Here is a 17073-nt window from a genome sequence, read left to right on the forward strand (position 1 = left end):
CCTCTGTTGAATCGGCCAGCGGCCAATGTCGGGCTCGCCCTACAACTTGACGCAGACGTTCTTGAGTTCGGTGTAGAACTCGAGCGAATGCACGCCGCCCTCGCGGCCGATGCCGGACTGCTTGGCGCCGCCAAAGGGCGTGCGCAGGTCGCGCAGGAACCAGCTGTTGACCCACACCAGGCCGGCCTCGATGCGGCCGGCGACGCGGTGGGCGCGATTGACGTCCTGCGTGAACACCGAGGCGGCCAGGCCGTAGCTCGTGTCGTTGGCGCGCCGGATCACTTCGTCCTCGCTGTCGAAGGGCATGATCGTGGTGCACGGTCCGAAGATTTCCTCGCGCACCACGGCGGCGTTGTCGTCCAGGCCGGTCCAGATGGTCGGCTGCACCCAGGCGCCGTCGGCCAGTCCGCCGGGCATGTCGGGAATGCCGCCGCCGGTGACCACCGTGGCGCCCTCCTCGACCGCCTTGGCGTAGTAGGACAGCACCTTGTCGCGGTGCTCCTGGCTGACCAGCGGGCCCATGTTGGTGGCCGGGTCGCCCGGCACGCCGAGCTTGAGCTTTTCGGCGCCGGCCTTCAGCGCGGCGACGAAGGTCTCAAACAAGGGGCGCTCGACATAGACGCGCTCAGTGCCGAGGCAGACCTGGCCGCAGTTGGCGAAGCAGGAGCGCAGGGTGGCCTCGATGGCGACGTCGAGATTGGCGTCGGCGAAGACGATGGCCGGGTTCTTGCCGCCCATTTCCAGCGACACCGGGCGGGCGCCATCGGCAGCGGCCTTCATGATGGCGGCGCCGGTGCGGGTTTCGCCGGTGAAGGTGATGGCATTGACGTCCTGGTTGGTGGTCAGGAATTCGCCGGCCGAGTTCGGGCCGAAGCCATGCACGACGTTGTAGACGCCCTTGGGCACGCCGCAGGCATTCATCACCTCGCCGAGCAGGGTGGCGGTTTGCGGCGTTTCCTCCGACGGCTTGACGACCACGGTGTTGCCGCAGGCCAGCGCCGGGCCGACCTTCCAGGTCATCAGCAGCAGCGGCAGGTTCCACGGGCAGACGACGCCGACCACGCCGACCGGGCGGCGCATGGCGTAGTTGATGGCGCCCTTGCCGTCCGGGGTGGCCATTTCGAAGAACTCGGTCGGCGCGTTCTTGATCACGTCGGCGAAAATCTTGAAGTTGGCGGCGCCGCGCGGGATGTCGATGTGCGACGCAAGGCTCTTCGGCTTGCCGGTATCGGCGCACTCGGCGTCGAGGAATTCGTCGAAGCGGCGATTGATCTCGTCGGCCACCTTGTTCAGGATGTCGGTGCGCTCGACTACCGCCATCCTGCCCCACGGCCCTTCCAGCGCCTCGTGCGCGGCCCTGACCGCGGCATCGACCTCGGCCTTGCCGGCTTCGTGCACCAGGCCGATGACGCTGTTGTCGAGCGGCGTGCGCTTCTCGAACTGACGGGCAGTCGCGACGAATTCGCCATTAATGAAATTCAGGATTTGTTTCATGCTGTCCTCTATGGGTTTCTGTTGTCAGGCCAGGCCGATGGCCGCCAGCCCTGCCCGCGCGCATTCCTCGTCCTCGGACTCGGAGGCGCCGGAGACGCCGATGCCGGCGATCCACTCGCCACCCTCGCCCGCAGTGCCCGGAATAGGCAGGCCGCCGCCGAAGACGATCAGGCGCGGCTGGCTGGAGAAGCCCAGCTTCATCCCGTCGTCGTGGCCGATCGCCCCCATCCAGGCCCTGGTCGGAAAGCCGAAGCTGGCCGCGGTGTAGGCCTTGTCGATGGCGATGTCGATGGAGTGGATGTAGGCGCCCGGCTGGCGCAGGAAGGCCATCAGGTTGCCGCCGCGGTCGACGACGGCGACGTTGATCCTCCAGCCCTTGCTCACCGCGCGAGCGACCGCCGCCGCACAGGCTGCGGCGGCCGCTTCGGCGGTGATCCCCGGCGTGGCGACGGCGACTTGCATCAGGTCACCACCGTCAGGAAGCGGTCGTTCAGCTTGCGGTCGTGATAGAACACGGCGGCGCCGACCTCATCCATCGTCCACTTGGTCGGCTTCTGGTCGGGATAGGCGTAGTTGCCGCCGCAGAAAGTTTCGAAGCGATTGCCGTTGGGGTCGAAGGCGTAGATGGTCGTGCCGCGCGTCACGCCGTGACGGGTCGGACCGATATCGATGGAAACGCGGTTCATCGACATCAGGTCGGCAGCGCGCAGCACCTGCTCCCAGGTTTCGAGCAGGAAGGAAACGTGGTGCAGCTTGCCCGGCTCCGGATGGCGGACGAAGGCGATGTCGTGCGCCTTGGTCGAGCACGACAGCCAGATGGCGAGGTCGGTCTGGCCGTCTTCGAGCTGGATGTGCTCGACCAGGTAGAAGCCCAGCACGTCCTGGAGGATAGCCTGTGCCTTTTCGATGTCCGGGCCGTAGAGCAGCGCGTGATCGAGGCGGATCGGGGCGATGCCCTTTTCGGCACTGGCGCACCAGGCTTCCGGATTCAACTCGCCCATGTCGTTGCCGACGGCGGTCTTGTGCGCATAGAGCTCGATGTCGTGGCCGGTCGGCAGCGTGAAGCGCACGCGCTCGCCGGTTTCCAGCAGGTCGCCGGCCTCGATGCGGCGGGTGGCGACGCCGTAGGCCTGGAGATCCTTCTCCAGCTTGGCCAGGGTGGCGTCGCTATCGACCTTGAAGGCGAAGAAGTCGATGCCGGCCGACTCGGCCTGGCGCAGGATCACGCTGTGGTGATCGCGCTCCTCCCAGGTCTTGAAATAGACGCGGCCCTGGGCATCGCGACCGGTTTCGATCAGGCCCAGCACCCGTGAATAGAAATCAACGCTTTCGGCCATGTCGAGCACTTTCAGCTGAATGTGCCCGGGACGAAGTACGCCAGTCATTGCCATTTGTCTTCTCCTGTTTTTCGAGTGAGGTGACTGCACAAGAAATCCATGCAATCGATTTACCATAACGATATTTACAACCAATCTCGATGTCAACACGTTTTCTCGAGATTTTTAATTTCAACCGAAAATTCCGGATATCGGGTTAGAATTTTGCAAACGTGCTCCTACCGATAGCCAAACATCATGAACATCAGCGCCCCTGCCGAAGGCCTCGCCGCCGAGCCGAAAACCCTGGTCGAATCGGCCTACCGCGCCCTGCGCCGGGACATCATCGAAGGCCGCCTGGCGCCGGGCGAGAAGCTCCGCGTCGAGCACCTCAAGGACAACTACGGCGTCGGCGCCGGCACCCTGCGCGAGGCGCTTTCCCTGCTCATCTCCGATGCCCTGGTCGTCAGCCAGGGACAACGCGGCTTTCGCGTCGCCCCGGTGTCGCTCGAGGACTTCGAGGACATCACCCAGACCCGCGTCATGCTCGAATGCGACGCCCTGCGCCAGTCCATCGCGATGGGCGACGATGCCTGGGAGGCCAGCCTGCTGGCCGCCTTCCACCGCCTCGCCAAGGCCGAGGAAAAGCGCATCGGCAGCGAGGACCGGGAAGAATGGGAGGAGCGCAACCGCATCTTCCACGAGGTGCTGATCGCCGCCTGTCCGTCGCGCTGGCTCAAGCATTTCCTGTCCATCCTCTACCAGCAGGCCGAACGCTACCGGCGCATGTCGCTGTACCTGCAGCCCATCCCGCGCGACATTCACGTCGAGCACGAAGCCCTGCTCCACGCCGCGATGAACCGCGACGCCGACAAGGCCGCCGACATCCTGTCCGAGCACATCCGCCTGACCTTCCGTTCGGTGCAGGCGATCCAGGCCGACCAGCAGAGCGACAAACGGCAGGCCTGAGCCCTCATTCCCGCCGGCTCCGCCCTAGGCCGCCGCCGATGCGGCCGGCTGGGTGCGACAAACGGCCTTCGCCATCTTGCCCAGCACCTTCAGCGTGATGTCGCTGGTCGGCCGCACCCGGCAGGCCAGCACCCGACCCGCCGCCTCGTCCTCGACGCTGACGTAGTCGCGGCTCATTACCCGCTTGAAATAGCTGCCCGAGGTGATTTCCACCTTGCACACCCCGCAGCCACCCCCGCGACAGCCGACCGGAATGCCCTTCCTGCCCAGGCGCTCCATGCCGGCCAACAGCGACTCCTGCGGGGAACAGCGATAGCTCTCGCCGGTTTCCTCGATCAACACGTTGAAATAGATCATTTTTGGGACCCAGTTATTAGTCGCTAGTCATTGGTTGCCAGCAGAGGCGGGGGGTGCTTTTGCCAGCAACCAGGCACTAGCGACTAGATGTTCCGAAACAGCGGGCTCTTCAGCTGCTGCGAGGCATCGGCCGCGGAGAAGAATTTCTCCATGTAGATGTCGCGCTCGAACAGCCGGCCCTGGATCAGCGTCGTGATGCACGCTTCGATCATCGCCGGCGGGCCGCACAGGTAGGCCTTGTGGCCGCGGAAGTCGTTGCCGAAATGCGCCTTGGCCGCCTCGTGCACGAAGCCGCGCGCGCCGTCCCAGTCGGAACCGGCCGCTTCCTCGGAGAGCGCCGGCACGTAGCTGAAATTCGGATACTTCCCGGCCAGCGCCCGGAACTCGGCGTCGTAGTACAGCTCGGCGCGGCTGCGCTGGCCATAGACCAGGGTCATCGGCAGGGTGCAGCCTTCGTCGAGCAGGTCCTCGATCATCGACTTCGGACTGGACAGCCCGGAACCGCCAGCCATGAAGACGAGCGGCACCTGGGCCGACTTCTTGACGAAGAAACGCCCGTACGGCCCGCTGAATTTCAGCCGGTCGCCGACCTTCAGCTGCTCGTGCAGCCAGGTCGTGACCTGGCCGCCGGGCACGATGCGCACGTTGAGCTCAACAACATCATCGGTCTGCGGCGCGTTGGCCAGCGAGAAGGCACGCGACTGGCCGCCCAGGGCGTCGATTTCCAGATTGACGTACTGGCCGGCCTGGAACTGCATCGGCCGGTCGAGCTTGAGCCAGATGCCCTTGATCGTCGGCGTCAGCGACTCGATCCTGACCACCTCGCCCGCGTAGTCCTCGACCGGCAGGTTGAGCGAATCGGGGTCGTCCTCGATCTCGGCTTCGATCACCACGTCCGACTCCAGGCGCGCGCAGCAGGCCAGGCATTTGTTCTCCTCGCGCTCGAAGTCCATCAGCGCGAAGGTCGAGGCCTCGCCGTGATCGATCTCGCCGTCGGTCACCTGCACCTTGCAGGTCGCGCACAGGCCGTGGCAGCAGGCATGCGGCAGGTAGATGCCGGCGCGCAGGGCGGCGTCGAGGATGGTCTGGCCGTCCTCGACTTCGATGGTCTGGCCGAGGGGTTCGATGGTCAGTTCGTAGCTCATGCCGCCCTCGACCTAGAAGCAGGTGCCGTTGCCGTTCAGGCCCGGGGTCTGCATGCGCAGCACGTCCTTGTGCCGGAGTCCCTGTTCAGCCAGCGTCTTGTTGAAATCGGGCACGAAGGGCTTGCCCGACTTCAGCCATACGATCCCGGCGACCTCGACCTTGGCCCAGTCGGGGTGCGGACCGAAGGAATGCGGCAGGTGTTTCTCCACCAGTTCCGAAAACAGGGTGCCCGGCGGCAGGCAGTACGCGAACGGCGCGCAGAACATCAGGTGGTCGTCCCAGCCGACATAGAGCAGCTGGTTGCCGTGGAACTTGTCCTGCGTGTCGGCAGGCGGAAAGTTGTAATCGCCAAGGGCTTTGACAGCCATGTTTATCTCCTTCTAGTTGTTAGTCGCTAGTCACTCGTTGCTAGCGCTGTGGTTTGGGGTTGGCAGTTGCTAACGACAAGCAACTACCAACTGCCTCTAGACGTTTTGCGTGGCTGCGCCGCGCCAGGCGGCGAAGTTGGCCTGGTCACCCGAGCCTTCGTAGTCCAGGTTGTCCTTGCCGTTTTCGATGTGGTACCACTCGAGCACCTTGGCCATCGGGTCGAAACCCTCCGCGGTCGGATCGGTGCCTTCCGGGAAGCAGTTGCCCTGGTAGATCTGGTGCACCGGCAGCCAGGCCTGGATGTATTTCTCCGGCTCGTCGTCGAAGATGTGCTTACAGCCGTCCGAACAGGTGTGGTACTTCTCGCCGTTGTAGTCGGACTCGCGGTAACAGATCTTGCTCGGGTCGTCCGGCTCGGTGAACACCATCGGGATCTGGCAGACCTGGCACAGCATGGGCAGCGTGTTGTTGTAGAAGCGCTCGCCCTTGTCGGCCATTTCGCGCCACTTCTCGTAGCGCGGCCGGTAGTACTTGTCGAAGCTGTTCGGGTACTTGGCGGACAGCCAGTCCATTTCCTCGTCGTTGGGCAGCCAGGTATGGAAGGCCGAGGCGTGGGCGTACTGGTAGAAGGTGCACCACGCCTGGTGCGAGATGTGTTCCTTGTCAACCGTGCATTGGGTGATGCAGTCCGGCACCTTGATGCCGTACTTGGCCAGGTCGTTGAACAGCGCGCCGCCGTTCTGCTCGAAGTAGATTTCCCAGGCTTCCTTCCAGCTCATCACGCGCTTGGGCAGCATGTAGTCCATCATCATGCCGACCAGGGTCAGCACGCGGATGCCGCGCCAGGCCCACTTGTCGATCCATTTCTGGACGATGGGCAGGTTGTCCGGGTCCTGCTCGAGCATGAACTTGATGCACTCGAGACCCAGGGTCATGTGGCGTGCTTCGTCGGACTGCGCCGAGAAGCCGAAGGTCACGGTCGCCATGTCGCCGTTGTAGGCGGCGCCGGACATGAAGGGCACGAACAGCAGGTTGGTCAGCACGTACTCGAAGGAGAAGCCGATGGCGATCATCCATTCGAAGGGGCCGGCCGAAAAGGCGTCGTCGAAGAAGGACTTGGGCACCGACAGGTACCAGACGCGTTCGATCTGGTGCGCGGCGCCGGCGTGGAAGCCTTCGTAGAACTTGTTGTAGTTCGACAGGGCATGGATCTGCGTCTGGGCGTGGCGGATCTCGTCGATCGACTGCATCAGGCAGGCGACGCGCGGGCCGACGCCGGGGAAGTTGCGGCCGGCGGCGGCGAACCCGCGGTGGGCGACGTATTCGAGCGGCGAGATGCCGGTCAGGAACAGTTTCACCGCATTCAGGTAGCGCGCGTCGGTAATGCCGAGGTGGCCGTTGTTCTGCGCGAAGGCGTCGAGCACGGCGTACAGCTTGCGCTCCTTCTCGGCCTGGTACTTCCAGTAGGCATCCATGGTCAGGCGGAAGGGGTCTTCCCACTTGTCCCAGTCGTGAATCTTGATGCCTTCGAAAGTCGCCTGCGGGAAGACCTTGTCCATCGGCTGGTAGGTGGTTTCCCAATCCAGGCCGCGCGTCATGTGGGCGTATTTTTCCTTCAGGCCCAGCTTTTTCTTGTTGGCTTTCATGTCCATCAGAGTCTCCTTGCTCAGTTTTTCCAGGCCAGCGTGAACTGGTCGTCGTCCTCGTCGATGTTGCCGGAGAGGGTGATCAGGTTGATCTGCAGCTCCTGCAGGTCGAAGTCGCGGCCGATGCGTTCCTCGATGGATTCGCGCTTGATGACCAGCCTGCCCTCGGCGTTGATCTTGACCATGGCCGGCTGCTCGTCGAGCACCGCATGCGGGTTGTCGGCGAGGATGGACTCGACGATGGGACGGGTGTCCTCGTTGGTTTGAAAGGCGATGAATACGGTAGACATGAAGACTCCTAGACAGCCAGGCCGAGCTTGGCGCAGCGGGCGTTGAATTCGGATGCGAGATCGGCCAGCACCTCGTCGGCCTTGTCGCCGAAGGCGCGCTGGGCTATCGGGGCGAGCGCCTCGCGGGTGGCCGAGCGGTAGTGCCTGACCCAGGCGCTCAGTTGCGCCTTGTTCTCCGGCGACTCGGCGGCCGCCGTCTTGATCTGGGCGTCGATCCACTTGGCGGTCTCGGCCGACCATTCGGCCATGAATCGGGTCATCATCGAGATGGCCGTGCCGCCCTTGGCCGAGAACTCGGCGTCGAGGTAGTCGTAGAGCATGGGGTTGAGCAGGCCTTCGAGCACCAGGTTCTGGGCGACGAAGATCTCGAACCAGTCCTCCAGCACGAGCAGGTTCTCGACATGGCGGCGCATCGGCTGCCAGGCGGTGGCGGACATCCAGGCTTCCTTGGCGGCATCGAGCGCCTCCGGGCCGTCGAGCACCAAGCCGATGCGGGTCAGGTACTGCGCGACGCCGAGGTGGTCCATGGCGTGGTACAGGCAGGGCTGGGTGATGACCGTGCCGTAGCCGTAGGCGGTGATGTAGGAATTGCCCATGTTGCCGCCCCACTCGACGTGGCGCATCGGCACCAGGACGTCGAGCGCGATCTGCTTCAGCTCGGCCGGGATCAGCTCGGCCAGGCCGCGCTCCTCGATCATGTCGAAGCTCGACTCGGCGGCGTCCTGCTGCCGGGCGCGGGCGATGGTGTAGGCGCCGTAGTAGTACTGGCGCGGGTCTTTCAGGGCGTACCAGTCCTGCATCTGGATCTTGGTGCGCTTCTTGTCGAACAGCACGCGTTCGGCATCCCAGCTCGGCCGGTAGTGGAAGATGCTTTCCTGCTGGATGTTGTAGCTGCCCTCCTGGTAGCGGCTGGCCGGCTTGTCGCCGAAACGCTCGACCAGGTGGTCGAAGGTATGGCGCAAAGGCTTGATGGCCACGGTGCGCAGATCGATCTGCATTGTTGTCTCCTGTCGTTATTCCCGCACGCGGGATGGTGTGTTCAGACTGCGTCTTCAAAACCCTGGCGCGAGGCGTCGTTCAACCGGGAAACCCAGTCGCCCTGATCCGAGGTCGCGGGATCGAGCACGATGACTTCGTTGGCCAGGCAAAACTCGTGGAAGGCCGACTCCGGCAACATCAGCTCGACTGCCAGTTCCGGATCGCCAATCGAGAACTCGAATTCGATGAAGCCGTCCGGACGCCGCCTGCAGATACGGACGTAACGCCGCCCTGCGTCGAACGTGCTGCCTTGCCTCTCTTGCCGCCCCATCGCCTGCCTCCTGAAAACCGCGCAGCGCCCATCGCTGCCGGGCTTCTCTTTATCAAGGAGCGTGCCAATGAGTTAAGCGACTGTTTTCATTGAGATCACGAAAAATCGGCAGCCATTTTTCCGCAGTGCATCATTACGATCTGGTGAATGAATTTCGATTGAGTTAATCAAATGATCAACTGCCGACAGCCGGGTTTCGCTGCCCGGAAGAGCGCCGGGCCGAGCCGCCGCTTCCCGCGTCCGACGCGGCCATGCCGGATGGATTGCGGGCGAATTTGCGACCCCACGACGAACAAAACCGTGAAATAATCTCGAGAAAATTACCGGCGACCGGCGCAAAACCGCCCGGATCAACCGGCCAGGCAGCAATACAAAAACAAGAGCGGATCACCCCGGTAACGCCGGCCATTCGTGACAGAGAGACAAGATGACAACCATCCGTTATCCGGAATCGAACGACCTGCGCAACCTGGTCAAGTTTTGCGAAAGGGACGGCACGATCTGGCTGGCCGAGAACCGCATGGTGCTCATGCACACCTCGGCGCTCGGCGCCTTGCGCCGCGAACTGGTCGGCTCGGTCGGCAAGGAGCACGCCCGCCGCCTGCTGACCCGCATGGGCTACGCCGCCGGCGTCTGCGATGCCGAACTGGCCAAGCGCATCCGCGGCCACCAGTCGATGCAGGACGCCTTCTTCACCGGGCCGCAACTGCACATGCTGGAGGGCATCGTCCGCGTCACGCCGATCGAGATGCGGCTCGATTTCGACAGCGGCGACTTCTATGGCGAATTCCTGTGGGAAAACTCCTGGGAGCAGGACATCCACCTGCGCGAACTGGGCCAGTCGGACGAGCCGGTGTGCTGGTCGCAGATCGGCTACGCCTCGGGCTACACCTCGGCCTTCATGGGCCGTTTCATCCTGTTCAAGGAAGTCGAATGCGTGGCCTGCGGCCACAACCACTGCCGCATCGTCGGCAAGCCGCTGGAGGAATGGGACGACGCCGACCAGCACGCCGGCTATTTCGAATCCGACTCGATGCTCAACCACCTGCTGGAACTGCGCCACCAGGTCGACTACCTGCGCACCACCATCTCGCAGCAGACGCAGACACCGCAACTGGTCGGCAATTCCAAGGGCTTCCAGCACGCCCACGACCTGGTCACCCGCGCCTCGGGCACCCAGGTCACCGTGCTGCTGCTCGGCGAAACCGGCGTCGGCAAGGAGCGTTTCGCCCGCACCCTGCACCAGATGAGCAACCGCAAGCAGGGGCCGTTCGTCGCCGTCAATTGCGCGGCGATGCCCAACGACCTGATCGAATCGGAATTGTTCGGCGTCGAGAAAGGCGCCTTCACCGGCGCCCAGACCTCACGCATGGGCAAGTTCGAGCGTGCCGACGGCGGCACGCTGTTCCTCGACGAAATCGGCGAACTGCCGCTCGCCGCCCAGGCCAAGCTGCTGCGCGTGCTGCAGGAAGGCGAGATCGAGCGCCTCGGCGACGACCGCGTGCGCAAGCTGAACATCCGCCTCGTCGCCGCCACCAACGTCGACCTGCAGGCCGCGGTCAAGGCCGGGCGCTTCCGCTCCGACCTCTATTACCGGCTCAGCGTCTATCCCATCCAGATTCCGCCGCTGCGCGAGCGTATCGCCGACATCCCGCTGCTCATCGAGGCCATGCTCGCCCGCTTCTGCACGCTCTACGAGAAGAAGCTGCTCGGCGTCAGCGACAAGGCCATGCAGGCGATCAAGGCCTACCAGTGGCCGGGCAACGTGCGCGAACTGGAAAACATGATCGAGCGCGGCCTCATCCTCGCCCCCAACGGCGGCTGGATCGAACTCGAGCACCTGTTCGCCAACGTCGCCGCCAGCGATTTCAGCGAAACGCAGATCACGCAGGCCGGTGGCCTGGAGCAGAAAAAGGAACCCTGCGCCTCCTCGGCCCTGATCGACGCCATCCTCGACAGCGGGATTCCCTTCGAGGACCTGGAAACCCGCCTCATCGACGAAGCCGTCAAGCGCGCCGACGGCAACCTGGCCGGCGCTGCCCGCAGGCTGGGCATCACCCGGCCGCAACTGCAGTACCGGCTGAAGAAGAAGGACGGCAGCTGAGCGCGCGACGGCGCCGGCAAACCCGCCGTCAGCCGAGATCGACCGGCACGAAGATGCGCGATTCGCCCCGCTCGACCAGGATCGCCGCCTTCCTGCCGGCACTGGCAATGGCGCTGCGCAGCTGGTCGACGCTGGCGACCGGCTGACCGTTCACCGAAAGAATGATGTCGCCCGGCTGAATGCCGGCCTTGGCCGCCGAACCGCCGGCCTGTTCGACGAGCAGGCCGGCCGCCACGTCGGCCCGGCGCTTTTCCTCCGGCGTCAGCGGCCGGACGGCGACGCCCAGGCGCCCCTTGTCGGCGCTCGGCGCTTCCGCGGCGCTCACTTTCTCGTCGTTGAAACTGCCGACCCTGACCTCGACATCCTGCGCCCGGCCCTTGCGCCAGACCTGCAGGCGGGTCGTTTCGCCGGGACTCTTCAGGGCCACGGCCGCCGGCAGATCGCCGGCCGCATTCACCGCCTTGCCGTCGATGCCAATGATCACGTCCCCCGGTTCGATCCCGGCCCTGGCTGCCGGCCCGCCCTTTTCCACGGAGGAGACCAGGCCGCCGGCCGGCCTGGCGAGACCGAAGGTATCGGCCAGGGACTGGTTGACCTCCTGGATGCTGACGCCCAGCTTGCCGCGCTGGACCTTGCCGGTCGTCACGATCTGCCGCTCGACGTTCATCGCCACCTCGATCGGAATGGCGAAGGACAGCCCCTGGTAACCGCCGCTGCGCGAATAAATTTGCGAATTGATGCCGATCACCTCGCCGTTCATGTTGAACAGCGGACCGCCCGAGTTGCCCGGATTGACCGCGACGTCGGTCTGGATGAACGGGACGTAGCTGCCGTCCGGCAGCGTACGCGACTTGGCCGAGACGATGCCCGCGCTGGCGCTGCTCTCGAAGCCGAAGGGCGAGCCGATGGCCAGCACCCATTCGCCGACCTGCGTCGGCGCCGACGCACCGATGCGCACGGTCGGCAGCCCCTTGGCCTCGATCTTCAGCACGGCCACGTCGCTGGCTTTGTCGGCACCCAGCACCCTGGCCTTGAACTCGCGCTTGTCGCTCAGCTTGACGGTCACTTCGTCGGCATCCTCGACGACATGGGCGTTGGTCAGGATCGTGCCGTCGGCGCTGACGATGAATCCCGAGCCCATCCCCTGCACCGGTGTCCTGCCTTGCGGCATCTGTCCGCCGAAACGGCGGAAAAACTGATAGAGCGGATCGTCCGGATCAAGCTGGGGCACGCCGACCGAGGTCTTGCGCGTGCCGCTGACGCTGATGTTGACCACGGCCGGCGCGTTGGCGGCAACGATGCCGCGCATGTCAGGCAGCGCCGCCGCAGCCACGCCGGGCAAGGGCGCGCTCGGCGCGGCCACGGCGGCGGCCGGCGCGGCATGGGCGCTGGCGACCGTCTGCAACTGGCCGAAGGAATAGGCGCCGCCCAGCGCGGCGGCAACGGCCACTGCGGCAACCGTCATCTTCAGTGCTTTCATGTTCATTTCTCCTGGAATGGGTCAGTCGCGGGAAGGTTTTTCGGCAGCTGCCAAGGCTGCGTCCACCCAGACAGCGGAGGCCTCGCGCTTGGCCGCGCTTTTGGCGGCATCGCGCGCACTCGCGGGACGCATTGTTTCCAGCGCGAATACCGGTTGCGCCAGCACCGTCCCCAGCGAACCGGCGACCAGCAGCGAACGGAAAACGGGACGGAGCCGGGCATATGGACCGTCCCGGCGCGTCATCGCCGACACTGCCGGCATCACGCCGAAATAGCGCCTGGCGGCCGTCAGGAAATCCGCGACGACGTGGGTTTGCAGGATTTCATGGGACTGCATGGAAATCTCCTCAAGGCTCGCGATGCGCTTTAGTTTCAGGTCAAAGCACAATTTTTCAAGTTGTCTTTGTGCGACGATTTGTATCCATTTTTTTCCGGGCCGCGCCCCGCGCCATCGCCTGCCATGGCAGCACCTTGAATTGAAATGATATTTACTTTTATTTACAATTCCGGCCGCTGTACCAACACGATTGCAAGCCAGCCACCCATCGAGTTCTCCAGGCAGCCAGCCAGCACCACAAAAAAACTGTCTCTGGAGAGTCAAAATGAAGTCCTGCTTGTCGAGAAAGACACTTTCTCCCACGCCGCTCGTGCTGGCGATTGCCGCCGCATACGCTTGCCTGCCGGCTGCCCATGCCAAGGAAAGCGCCCCTGAAAAAACGCTGGCGACCGTCAAGGTCATCGGCGGCGAGGAAAACCTGCCGACCCTGGGCGGCGCCGGCCAGATCCTCGGCAAGAAAGAGCTGGAGGATGCCCACGTCTTCACCGTGAACGAGGCGCTGCGCAAGGTGCCCGGCGTGCACGCCCGCGACGAGGAAGGTTTCGGCCTGCGTCCCAACATTGCGATGCGCGGCCTGAACCCGACCCGTTCGACCAAGATCACCCTGCTCGAGGACGGCCTGCCGCTGGCCTATGCGCCCTATGGCGACAATGCCAGCTACTACCATCCGATGGTCGACCGCTACGAGCGCATCGAAGTCCTGAAAGGAGCCAGCTCGCTGATGTTCGGGCCGCAGACGGTGGGCGGCGTGGTGAACTACATCACCCCGGCGCCGCGCCAGAACTTCGGCGGTTACGTCCAGGGCGTGGTCGGCAGCCGCGACTTCTTCAACGGCAAGGTGAATGTCGGCGGCGGCGGCCTGACCCTGGATTACGGGCACAAGCAAGGCGACGGCGCCCGCGACAACATGAACCACAAGCTGGACGACTTCAACGTCAAGTACGGCGCCATGCTCGGCGACCGCAACGCGATCACGCTGCGCGCGAACTTCTACAAGGAAGATTCGACGCTCACCTACTCCGGCCTGACGCAAGCCGAATACGACCGCCAGGGCGCCCGCTACAACCCGTTCAAGAACGACCGTTTCGAAGCCGAGCGGACCGGCCTCTCCGCAACCCACGACTTCCTGATCGACGACAAGAGCACGCTGACCACCAGCCTGTATTACTCGAAGTTCGACCGCGACTGGTGGCGCCAGGCGAGCAACAGCCAGGACGCTCAATGCGCCGCATTGAATCCGTCGCGCCTGGCCGGCGTCGCCATCAACCCCGACGCCTGCAACTCCACCCAGGGGCGCCTGCGCAGCTACGAGACCTGGGGGATCGAGCCTCGCCTGACCGTGGCGCATGGACTGGGCGAGTTCCAGGCCGGCGTCCGGGCACACTTCGAGGAGCAGGATCGCAAGCAGGTCAACGGCACCAGCCCGATGGCCCGCAGCGGCACGCTGGTCGAGAGCAACCTGCGCAAGACCAGCGCCTATTCGGGCTTCATCGCCAACCGCTTCGACATCGGCCAGTTCAGCGTGACGCCGATCGCCCGTTACGAATCGATCAAGGCCGAGCGCACCAATCGCCTGACCGGCCAGAGCGGCGAATCCAGCGTGCACGCCTTCACGCCGGGTATCGGCGCGACCTGGAACCCGACCCGGACGCTGACCGTATTCACCAGCCTGCACAAGGGTTTTGCCCCGCCGCGCGTGGAAGACCTGATCGGCGGCACGGGCACGGTCGTCGATGTGGATTACGAAAAGTCGCTGAATTTCGAGTTCGGCGTGCGTTCGCAACCGCTGCAAGGCGTTTCCGTCCAGGCCGCCTATTTCCGCAACGACTACGACAACCTGATCGCCGTCGGTTCGATTGCCGGCGGCAGCACGCCGCTCTCGCAGGGCAAGGCCTTGTTCGAAGGCCTTGAACTGGCCGCCAATGCCGAATTGTCGAACGGCGTGTTCGGCCGCATGGCCTACACCTGGCTGCCGACGGCGGAGCAGACCGAAGCCTTCCGCAACGTGGCCAACGGCGCCGTCGTCGGCGTCCAGGGCAAGCGCCAGGCCTATGCGCCGGAGCACACGCTGACCGCCGCGCTCGGCTACGGCATCGGTCCGTTCAGGGGCGAAGTCGAAGCCCAGTATGTCGGCAGCCAGTATTCCGATTTCGCCAACACGGTGGCGCCGACGGCCGATGGCCAGAAGGGCGAGATCGCGGCCTACACGGTGTGGAACGCCGCGCTCAACTATCGCTTCGACAAATCGCTGTCGGCCTTCATCACCGGCAAGAACGTCTTCGACAAGACCTATATCGTGGATCGCACCCGCGGCATCCAGGTCGGCATGCCGCGCCTGATCCAGGTCGGCGTGAAGTACGCTTTCTGATGCTCTGAAACGCGAGACGAACAGGAAGGGCCGGCCCATGCCGGCCCTTTTTTTTATGACGCGCCGCGCTCAGCGCCGAACCAGGGTTTCGCGGATGGCTTCGGCCAGCACCGCCGGGTCTTCGGCGCCGACCACCACGCGCTGGCGGTCGACGATGAAAGTCGGCACCTGGCGGATTCCCGCCGCCCGGATCTCGGCCTCCATGGCGCGCAGCAATTCGACATCCTGATCCGACGCCAGGTAGGCGGCGACCTCGTCGGCCGGATAGCCGCATTCGCCCGCGATGGCCGCCAGCAGGCCGATATCGCCGACATGCTCGCCGCGCTGGAACTGGGCGGCGAACAGGCGCTCGACCAGGCGTTCGGCATCGCCCCGCTGCTGCGCCCAGTGGATCAGGCGATGCGCCCGCAGCGTGTTGGCGCGCAAGACAATTTTCTCGAAGGCGTAGTCCAGGCCATACTCGCGCCCGGCATCGCGCACCCGGTCAAACAATGCCTCGACCCGCTCGACGCCACCGAACTTGGCGACCAGGAAAGGCAGGTAAGGCTCGCCTTCCGGCGGCGTATCCGGGTTCAGGAAAAACGGCAGCCAGCGCTTGGCGCAGTGAAAGTCGGGAACATCGCGCCGCACCAGCTCGATGGCGGCGTCGATGCGCCGCAAGCCGATGAAGCACCACGGGCAGACGACGTCGGAAACGATTTCGATGGTCAGCATGGGGATTTTTGTAAGAGGCAAGGATCGTGTGTGATCTCGGACTCCGTGGCGGCGCCCAATGTTCCCGGCGCTGCCGGAAAAGTTGCGGCGGCCCCGATCACGCACCGTCACGCAAAGCCGACAAACGGCAAGGCGGCGCCTCCTTATACTGGCGCCTCCCTTCCGAGATTGCCGTCATGGAACACCGCCTGAAGCGCGCCCTGACCACGCCGTTCATCCTGCTCGCCGCCTTTGTGCTGTGGTTCTGGGAATGGCTGTGGGAACCCTTGCAGGGCGCCATGGCCTGGCTGGCCCGCTGGCCGCTGCTGCGCCAGGTCGACGCCTGGGTCGCCGGCGCCCCGCGCTACGTCGCGCTGGCCCTGTTCCTGCTGCCCGGTGCAGCACTGCTGCCGTTCAAGCTGGCCGGCCTGTACTTTCTCGCCCACGGCGCGCCGCTGCTCGGCGTGCTCACCTTCATGGCGGCCAAGATCGTCGGCACCGCCCTGCTCGCCCGCATCTTCACGCTGACCAAGACGCAGTTGCTGACGATAGCCTGGTTCGCGCGCGCCTACGCCGCCGTCACCCGCTTCAAGTCGGCCGTTTTCGCCCGGCTGCACGCCCACCCGGCCTACCGGCGCCTGCATGCCGCGCTGTCGGCCTTGCGTCGGCGCAGCCGGCAGGTACGGCGCGGGCTGGCCTATCACCTGCGCAGCCGCTGGCGGGCCGTCATGCGCCGCGCGCAACGGCGCGGCCGGATGCCTGGTTTGTAGAACTTTGGCTATCCGGATAGTCAGTCACGCAGATTCCGCTGTGTTCGGAACGCCCCGCACACCTGCGTGACTGGCTACTAGTCCCGAAACGCCTGGGCGACCGCGGCGACAATTTCGTCCCACACGCCGGGCTGCCGCAACACCGGCATTTCCCTGGCGAGCACATTGCTGAGCTCCCCACGGCTCTGCTCAAGCGAGCGCAGCACCCTATCCGCCTGTTGATCCGGCATCTCAACCACTTCCTTGAGTGCAGCGCGCGCTCGTGCATGGCTGCGCAGGTAACGAGACTCTTCGCGCATCTGTTCGGTCAGGGTCCGCCCAATGACGTTGGACAGGAACACCACGTGGGGCCCCAGATCAGGGTAACGCCACAGCGGCCTGGCCTGTTCGGCACCGTGGAAGGCGAAATTCGACACCACGCCATCC

The 17073-nt window shown here is 64.6% G+C and carries 18 protein-coding genes; 4 read left to right on the forward strand and 14 right to left on the reverse strand.

The features are described from left to right. Nucleotides 1–39: 39 nt before the first annotated feature. Genes Q0P59_RS10085 through Q0P59_RS10095 form a run of 3 tightly spaced genes read right to left on the reverse strand, consistent with a single transcriptional unit; the run spans nt 40 to nt 2885 of the window. Nucleotides 40–1494, reverse strand: coding sequence for a 2-hydroxymuconic semialdehyde dehydrogenase (locus Q0P59_RS10085; protein ID WP_295006232.1), 1455 nt, complete (start codon nt 1492–1494; stop codon nt 40–42). A gap of 24 nt (nt 1495–1518) precedes the next feature. Further along, the gene (locus tag Q0P59_RS10090; RefSeq protein WP_295006234.1) at nt 1519–1956 is read right to left on the reverse strand and encodes a heme-binding protein; all 438 of its coding nucleotides are present in this window, start codon (nt 1954–1956) and stop codon (nt 1519–1521) included. After that, nucleotides 1956–2885 carry a catechol 2,3-dioxygenase gene (locus tag Q0P59_RS10095; RefSeq protein ID WP_295006236.1) on the reverse strand — a complete coding sequence of 310 codons (930 nt, stop codon included), beginning with the start codon at nt 2883–2885 and terminating at the stop codon, nt 1956–1958. The genes Q0P59_RS10090 and Q0P59_RS10095 overlap by 1 nt, the downstream gene beginning before the upstream one ends. 183 nt (nt 2886–3068) lie before the next feature. On the opposite strand from Q0P59_RS10095, the gene Q0P59_RS10100 reads away from it, so the two are divergent. Next, on the forward strand, nt 3069–3779 hold the full coding sequence (locus Q0P59_RS10100) for an FCD domain-containing protein (RefSeq protein WP_295006238.1): 711 nt from the start codon (nt 3069–3071) through the stop codon (nt 3777–3779). A 24-nt stretch (nt 3780–3803) separates the two neighbouring features. Here the strand turns inward: Q0P59_RS10100 and Q0P59_RS10105 are convergent, their stop codons facing one another. The 7 genes from Q0P59_RS10105 to Q0P59_RS10135 all read right to left on the reverse strand — a co-directional run bounded on the left by Q0P59_RS10105 (nt 3804) and on the right by Q0P59_RS10135 (nt 8896). After that, entirely contained in the window at nt 3804–4136 is a 333-nt protein-coding gene (locus Q0P59_RS10105) for a 2Fe-2S iron-sulfur cluster binding domain-containing protein (RefSeq protein ID WP_295006240.1), read from the reverse strand. An 83-nt stretch (nt 4137–4219) separates the two neighbouring features. Continuing rightward, entirely contained in the window at nt 4220–5281 is a 1062-nt protein-coding gene (locus Q0P59_RS10110) for a phenol 2-monooxygenase domain-containing protein (protein WP_295006242.1), read from the reverse strand. A 12-nt stretch (nt 5282–5293) separates the two neighbouring features. Then, nucleotides 5294–5650 carry a phenol hydroxylase subunit P4 gene (locus Q0P59_RS10115; RefSeq protein ID WP_295006244.1) on the reverse strand — a complete coding sequence of 119 codons (357 nt, stop codon included), beginning with the start codon at nt 5648–5650 and terminating at the stop codon, nt 5294–5296. A gap of 96 nt (nt 5651–5746) precedes the next feature. After that, the gene (locus Q0P59_RS10120) at nt 5747–7303 is read right to left on the reverse strand and encodes an aromatic/alkene/methane monooxygenase hydroxylase/oxygenase subunit alpha (protein ID WP_295006246.1); all 1557 of its coding nucleotides are present in this window, start codon (nt 7301–7303) and stop codon (nt 5747–5749) included. 14 nt (nt 7304–7317) lie between these two features. After that, a complete protein-coding gene (locus tag Q0P59_RS10125) occupies nt 7318–7587 on the reverse strand; it encodes an MmoB/DmpM family protein (RefSeq protein WP_295006249.1) in 270 nt (89 codons plus the stop codon). An 8-nt stretch (nt 7588–7595) separates the two neighbouring features. Further along, nucleotides 7596–8585, reverse strand: coding sequence for an aromatic/alkene monooxygenase hydroxylase subunit beta (locus Q0P59_RS10130; protein WP_295006251.1), 990 nt, complete (start codon nt 8583–8585; stop codon nt 7596–7598). Nucleotides 8586–8626: 41 nt separating this feature from the next. Next, nucleotides 8627–8896 (reverse strand): phenol hydroxylase subunit, encoded by a 270-nt coding sequence (locus Q0P59_RS10135; protein WP_295006253.1) that lies wholly within the window; start codon nt 8894–8896, stop codon nt 8627–8629. 427 nt (nt 8897–9323) lie between these two features. On the opposite strand from Q0P59_RS10135, the gene Q0P59_RS10140 reads away from it, so the two are divergent. Next, entirely contained in the window at nt 9324–11000 is a 1677-nt protein-coding gene (locus Q0P59_RS10140; RefSeq protein ID WP_295006255.1) for a sigma-54-dependent Fis family transcriptional regulator, read from the forward strand. Between the two features lie 28 nt (nt 11001–11028). On the opposite strand, the gene Q0P59_RS10145 is transcribed toward Q0P59_RS10140, so the two are convergent. Together Q0P59_RS10145 and Q0P59_RS10150 are read right to left on the reverse strand one after the other, a co-directional pair. Next, a complete protein-coding gene (locus Q0P59_RS10145; protein WP_366090586.1) occupies nt 11029–12480 on the reverse strand; it encodes a DegQ family serine endoprotease in 1452 nt (483 codons plus the stop codon). A 21-nt stretch (nt 12481–12501) separates the two neighbouring features. Beyond that, nucleotides 12502–13119 carry a hypothetical protein gene (locus Q0P59_RS10150; RefSeq protein ID WP_295006259.1) on the reverse strand — a complete coding sequence of 206 codons (618 nt, stop codon included), beginning with the start codon at nt 13117–13119 and terminating at the stop codon, nt 12502–12504. Here Q0P59_RS10150 and Q0P59_RS10155 point away from each other — a divergent pair. Next, nucleotides 13082–15184 (forward strand): TonB-dependent siderophore receptor, encoded by a 2103-nt coding sequence (locus Q0P59_RS10155; RefSeq protein WP_295006262.1) that lies wholly within the window; start codon nt 13082–13084, stop codon nt 15182–15184. The two genes, Q0P59_RS10150 and Q0P59_RS10155, sit on opposite strands and share 38 nt — an antisense overlap. Nucleotides 15185–15253: 69 nt before the next feature. Here Q0P59_RS10155 and Q0P59_RS10160 read toward each other — a convergent pair whose 3' ends face one another. Then, nucleotides 15254–15898 (reverse strand): DsbA family oxidoreductase, encoded by a 645-nt coding sequence (locus Q0P59_RS10160; RefSeq protein WP_295006264.1) that lies wholly within the window; start codon nt 15896–15898, stop codon nt 15254–15256. Between the two features lie 176 nt (nt 15899–16074). Here Q0P59_RS10160 and Q0P59_RS10165 point away from each other — a divergent pair, with 176 nt between their 5' ends. Next, nucleotides 16075–16647: a hypothetical protein gene (locus Q0P59_RS10165; RefSeq protein WP_295006266.1), complete on the forward strand. Its 573-nt coding sequence runs from the start codon at nt 16075–16077 to the stop codon at nt 16645–16647. Between the two features lie 77 nt (nt 16648–16724). Here the strand turns inward: Q0P59_RS10165 and Q0P59_RS10170 are convergent. Next, the coding region (locus Q0P59_RS10170) for a hypothetical protein (RefSeq protein WP_295006268.1) at nt 16725–17073 on the reverse strand (349 nt) is incomplete at its 5' end.

The organism is uncultured Dechloromonas sp. (assembly GCF_945957265.1).
Lineage (GTDB): Bacteria > Pseudomonadota > Gammaproteobacteria > Burkholderiales > Rhodocyclaceae > Azonexus.

What these genes read in the sequence shown, in the direction of transcription:
- Q0P59_RS10085 (WP_295006232.1), bottom strand. Translation starts at nt 1,494, where the DNA reads ATGAAACAAATCCTGAATTTCATTAATGGCGAATTCGTCGCGACTGCC.
- Q0P59_RS10090 (WP_295006234.1), bottom strand. Translation starts at nt 1,956, where the DNA reads ATGCAAGTCGCCGTCGCCACGCCGGGGATCACCGCCGAAGCGGCCGCC.
- Q0P59_RS10095 (WP_295006236.1), bottom strand. Translation starts at nt 2,885, where the DNA reads ATGGCAATGACTGGCGTACTTCGTCCCGGGCACATTCAGCTGAAAGTG.
- Q0P59_RS10100 (WP_295006238.1), top strand. Translation starts at nt 3,069, where the DNA reads ATGAACATCAGCGCCCCTGCCGAAGGCCTCGCCGCCGAGCCGAAAACC.
- Q0P59_RS10105 (WP_295006240.1), bottom strand. Translation starts at nt 4,136, where the DNA reads ATGATCTATTTCAACGTGTTGATCGAGGAAACCGGCGAGAGCTATCGC.
- Q0P59_RS10110 (WP_295006242.1), bottom strand. Translation starts at nt 5,281, where the DNA reads ATGAGCTACGAACTGACCATCGAACCCCTCGGCCAGACCATCGAAGTC.
- Q0P59_RS10115 (WP_295006244.1), bottom strand. Translation starts at nt 5,650, where the DNA reads ATGGCTGTCAAAGCCCTTGGCGATTACAACTTTCCGCCTGCCGACACG.
- Q0P59_RS10120 (WP_295006246.1), bottom strand. Translation starts at nt 7,303, where the DNA reads ATGGACATGAAAGCCAACAAGAAAAAGCTGGGCCTGAAGGAAAAATAC.
- Q0P59_RS10125 (WP_295006249.1), bottom strand. Translation starts at nt 7,587, where the DNA reads ATGTCTACCGTATTCATCGCCTTTCAAACCAACGAGGACACCCGTCCC.
- Q0P59_RS10130 (WP_295006251.1), bottom strand. Translation starts at nt 8,585, where the DNA reads ATGCAGATCGATCTGCGCACCGTGGCCATCAAGCCTTTGCGCCATACC.
- Q0P59_RS10135 (WP_295006253.1), bottom strand. Translation starts at nt 8,896, where the DNA reads ATGGGGCGGCAAGAGAGGCAAGGCAGCACGTTCGACGCAGGGCGGCGT.
- Q0P59_RS10140 (WP_295006255.1), top strand. Translation starts at nt 9,324, where the DNA reads ATGACAACCATCCGTTATCCGGAATCGAACGACCTGCGCAACCTGGTC.
- Q0P59_RS10145 (WP_366090586.1), bottom strand. Translation starts at nt 12,480, where the DNA reads ATGAAAGCACTGAAGATGACGGTTGCCGCAGTGGCCGTTGCCGCCGCG.
- Q0P59_RS10155 (WP_295006262.1), top strand. Translation starts at nt 13,082, where the DNA reads ATGAAGTCCTGCTTGTCGAGAAAGACACTTTCTCCCACGCCGCTCGTG.
- Q0P59_RS10160 (WP_295006264.1), bottom strand. Translation starts at nt 15,898, where the DNA reads ATGCTGACCATCGAAATCGTTTCCGACGTCGTCTGCCCGTGGTGCTTC.
- Q0P59_RS10165 (WP_295006266.1), top strand. Translation starts at nt 16,075, where the DNA reads ATGGAACACCGCCTGAAGCGCGCCCTGACCACGCCGTTCATCCTGCTC.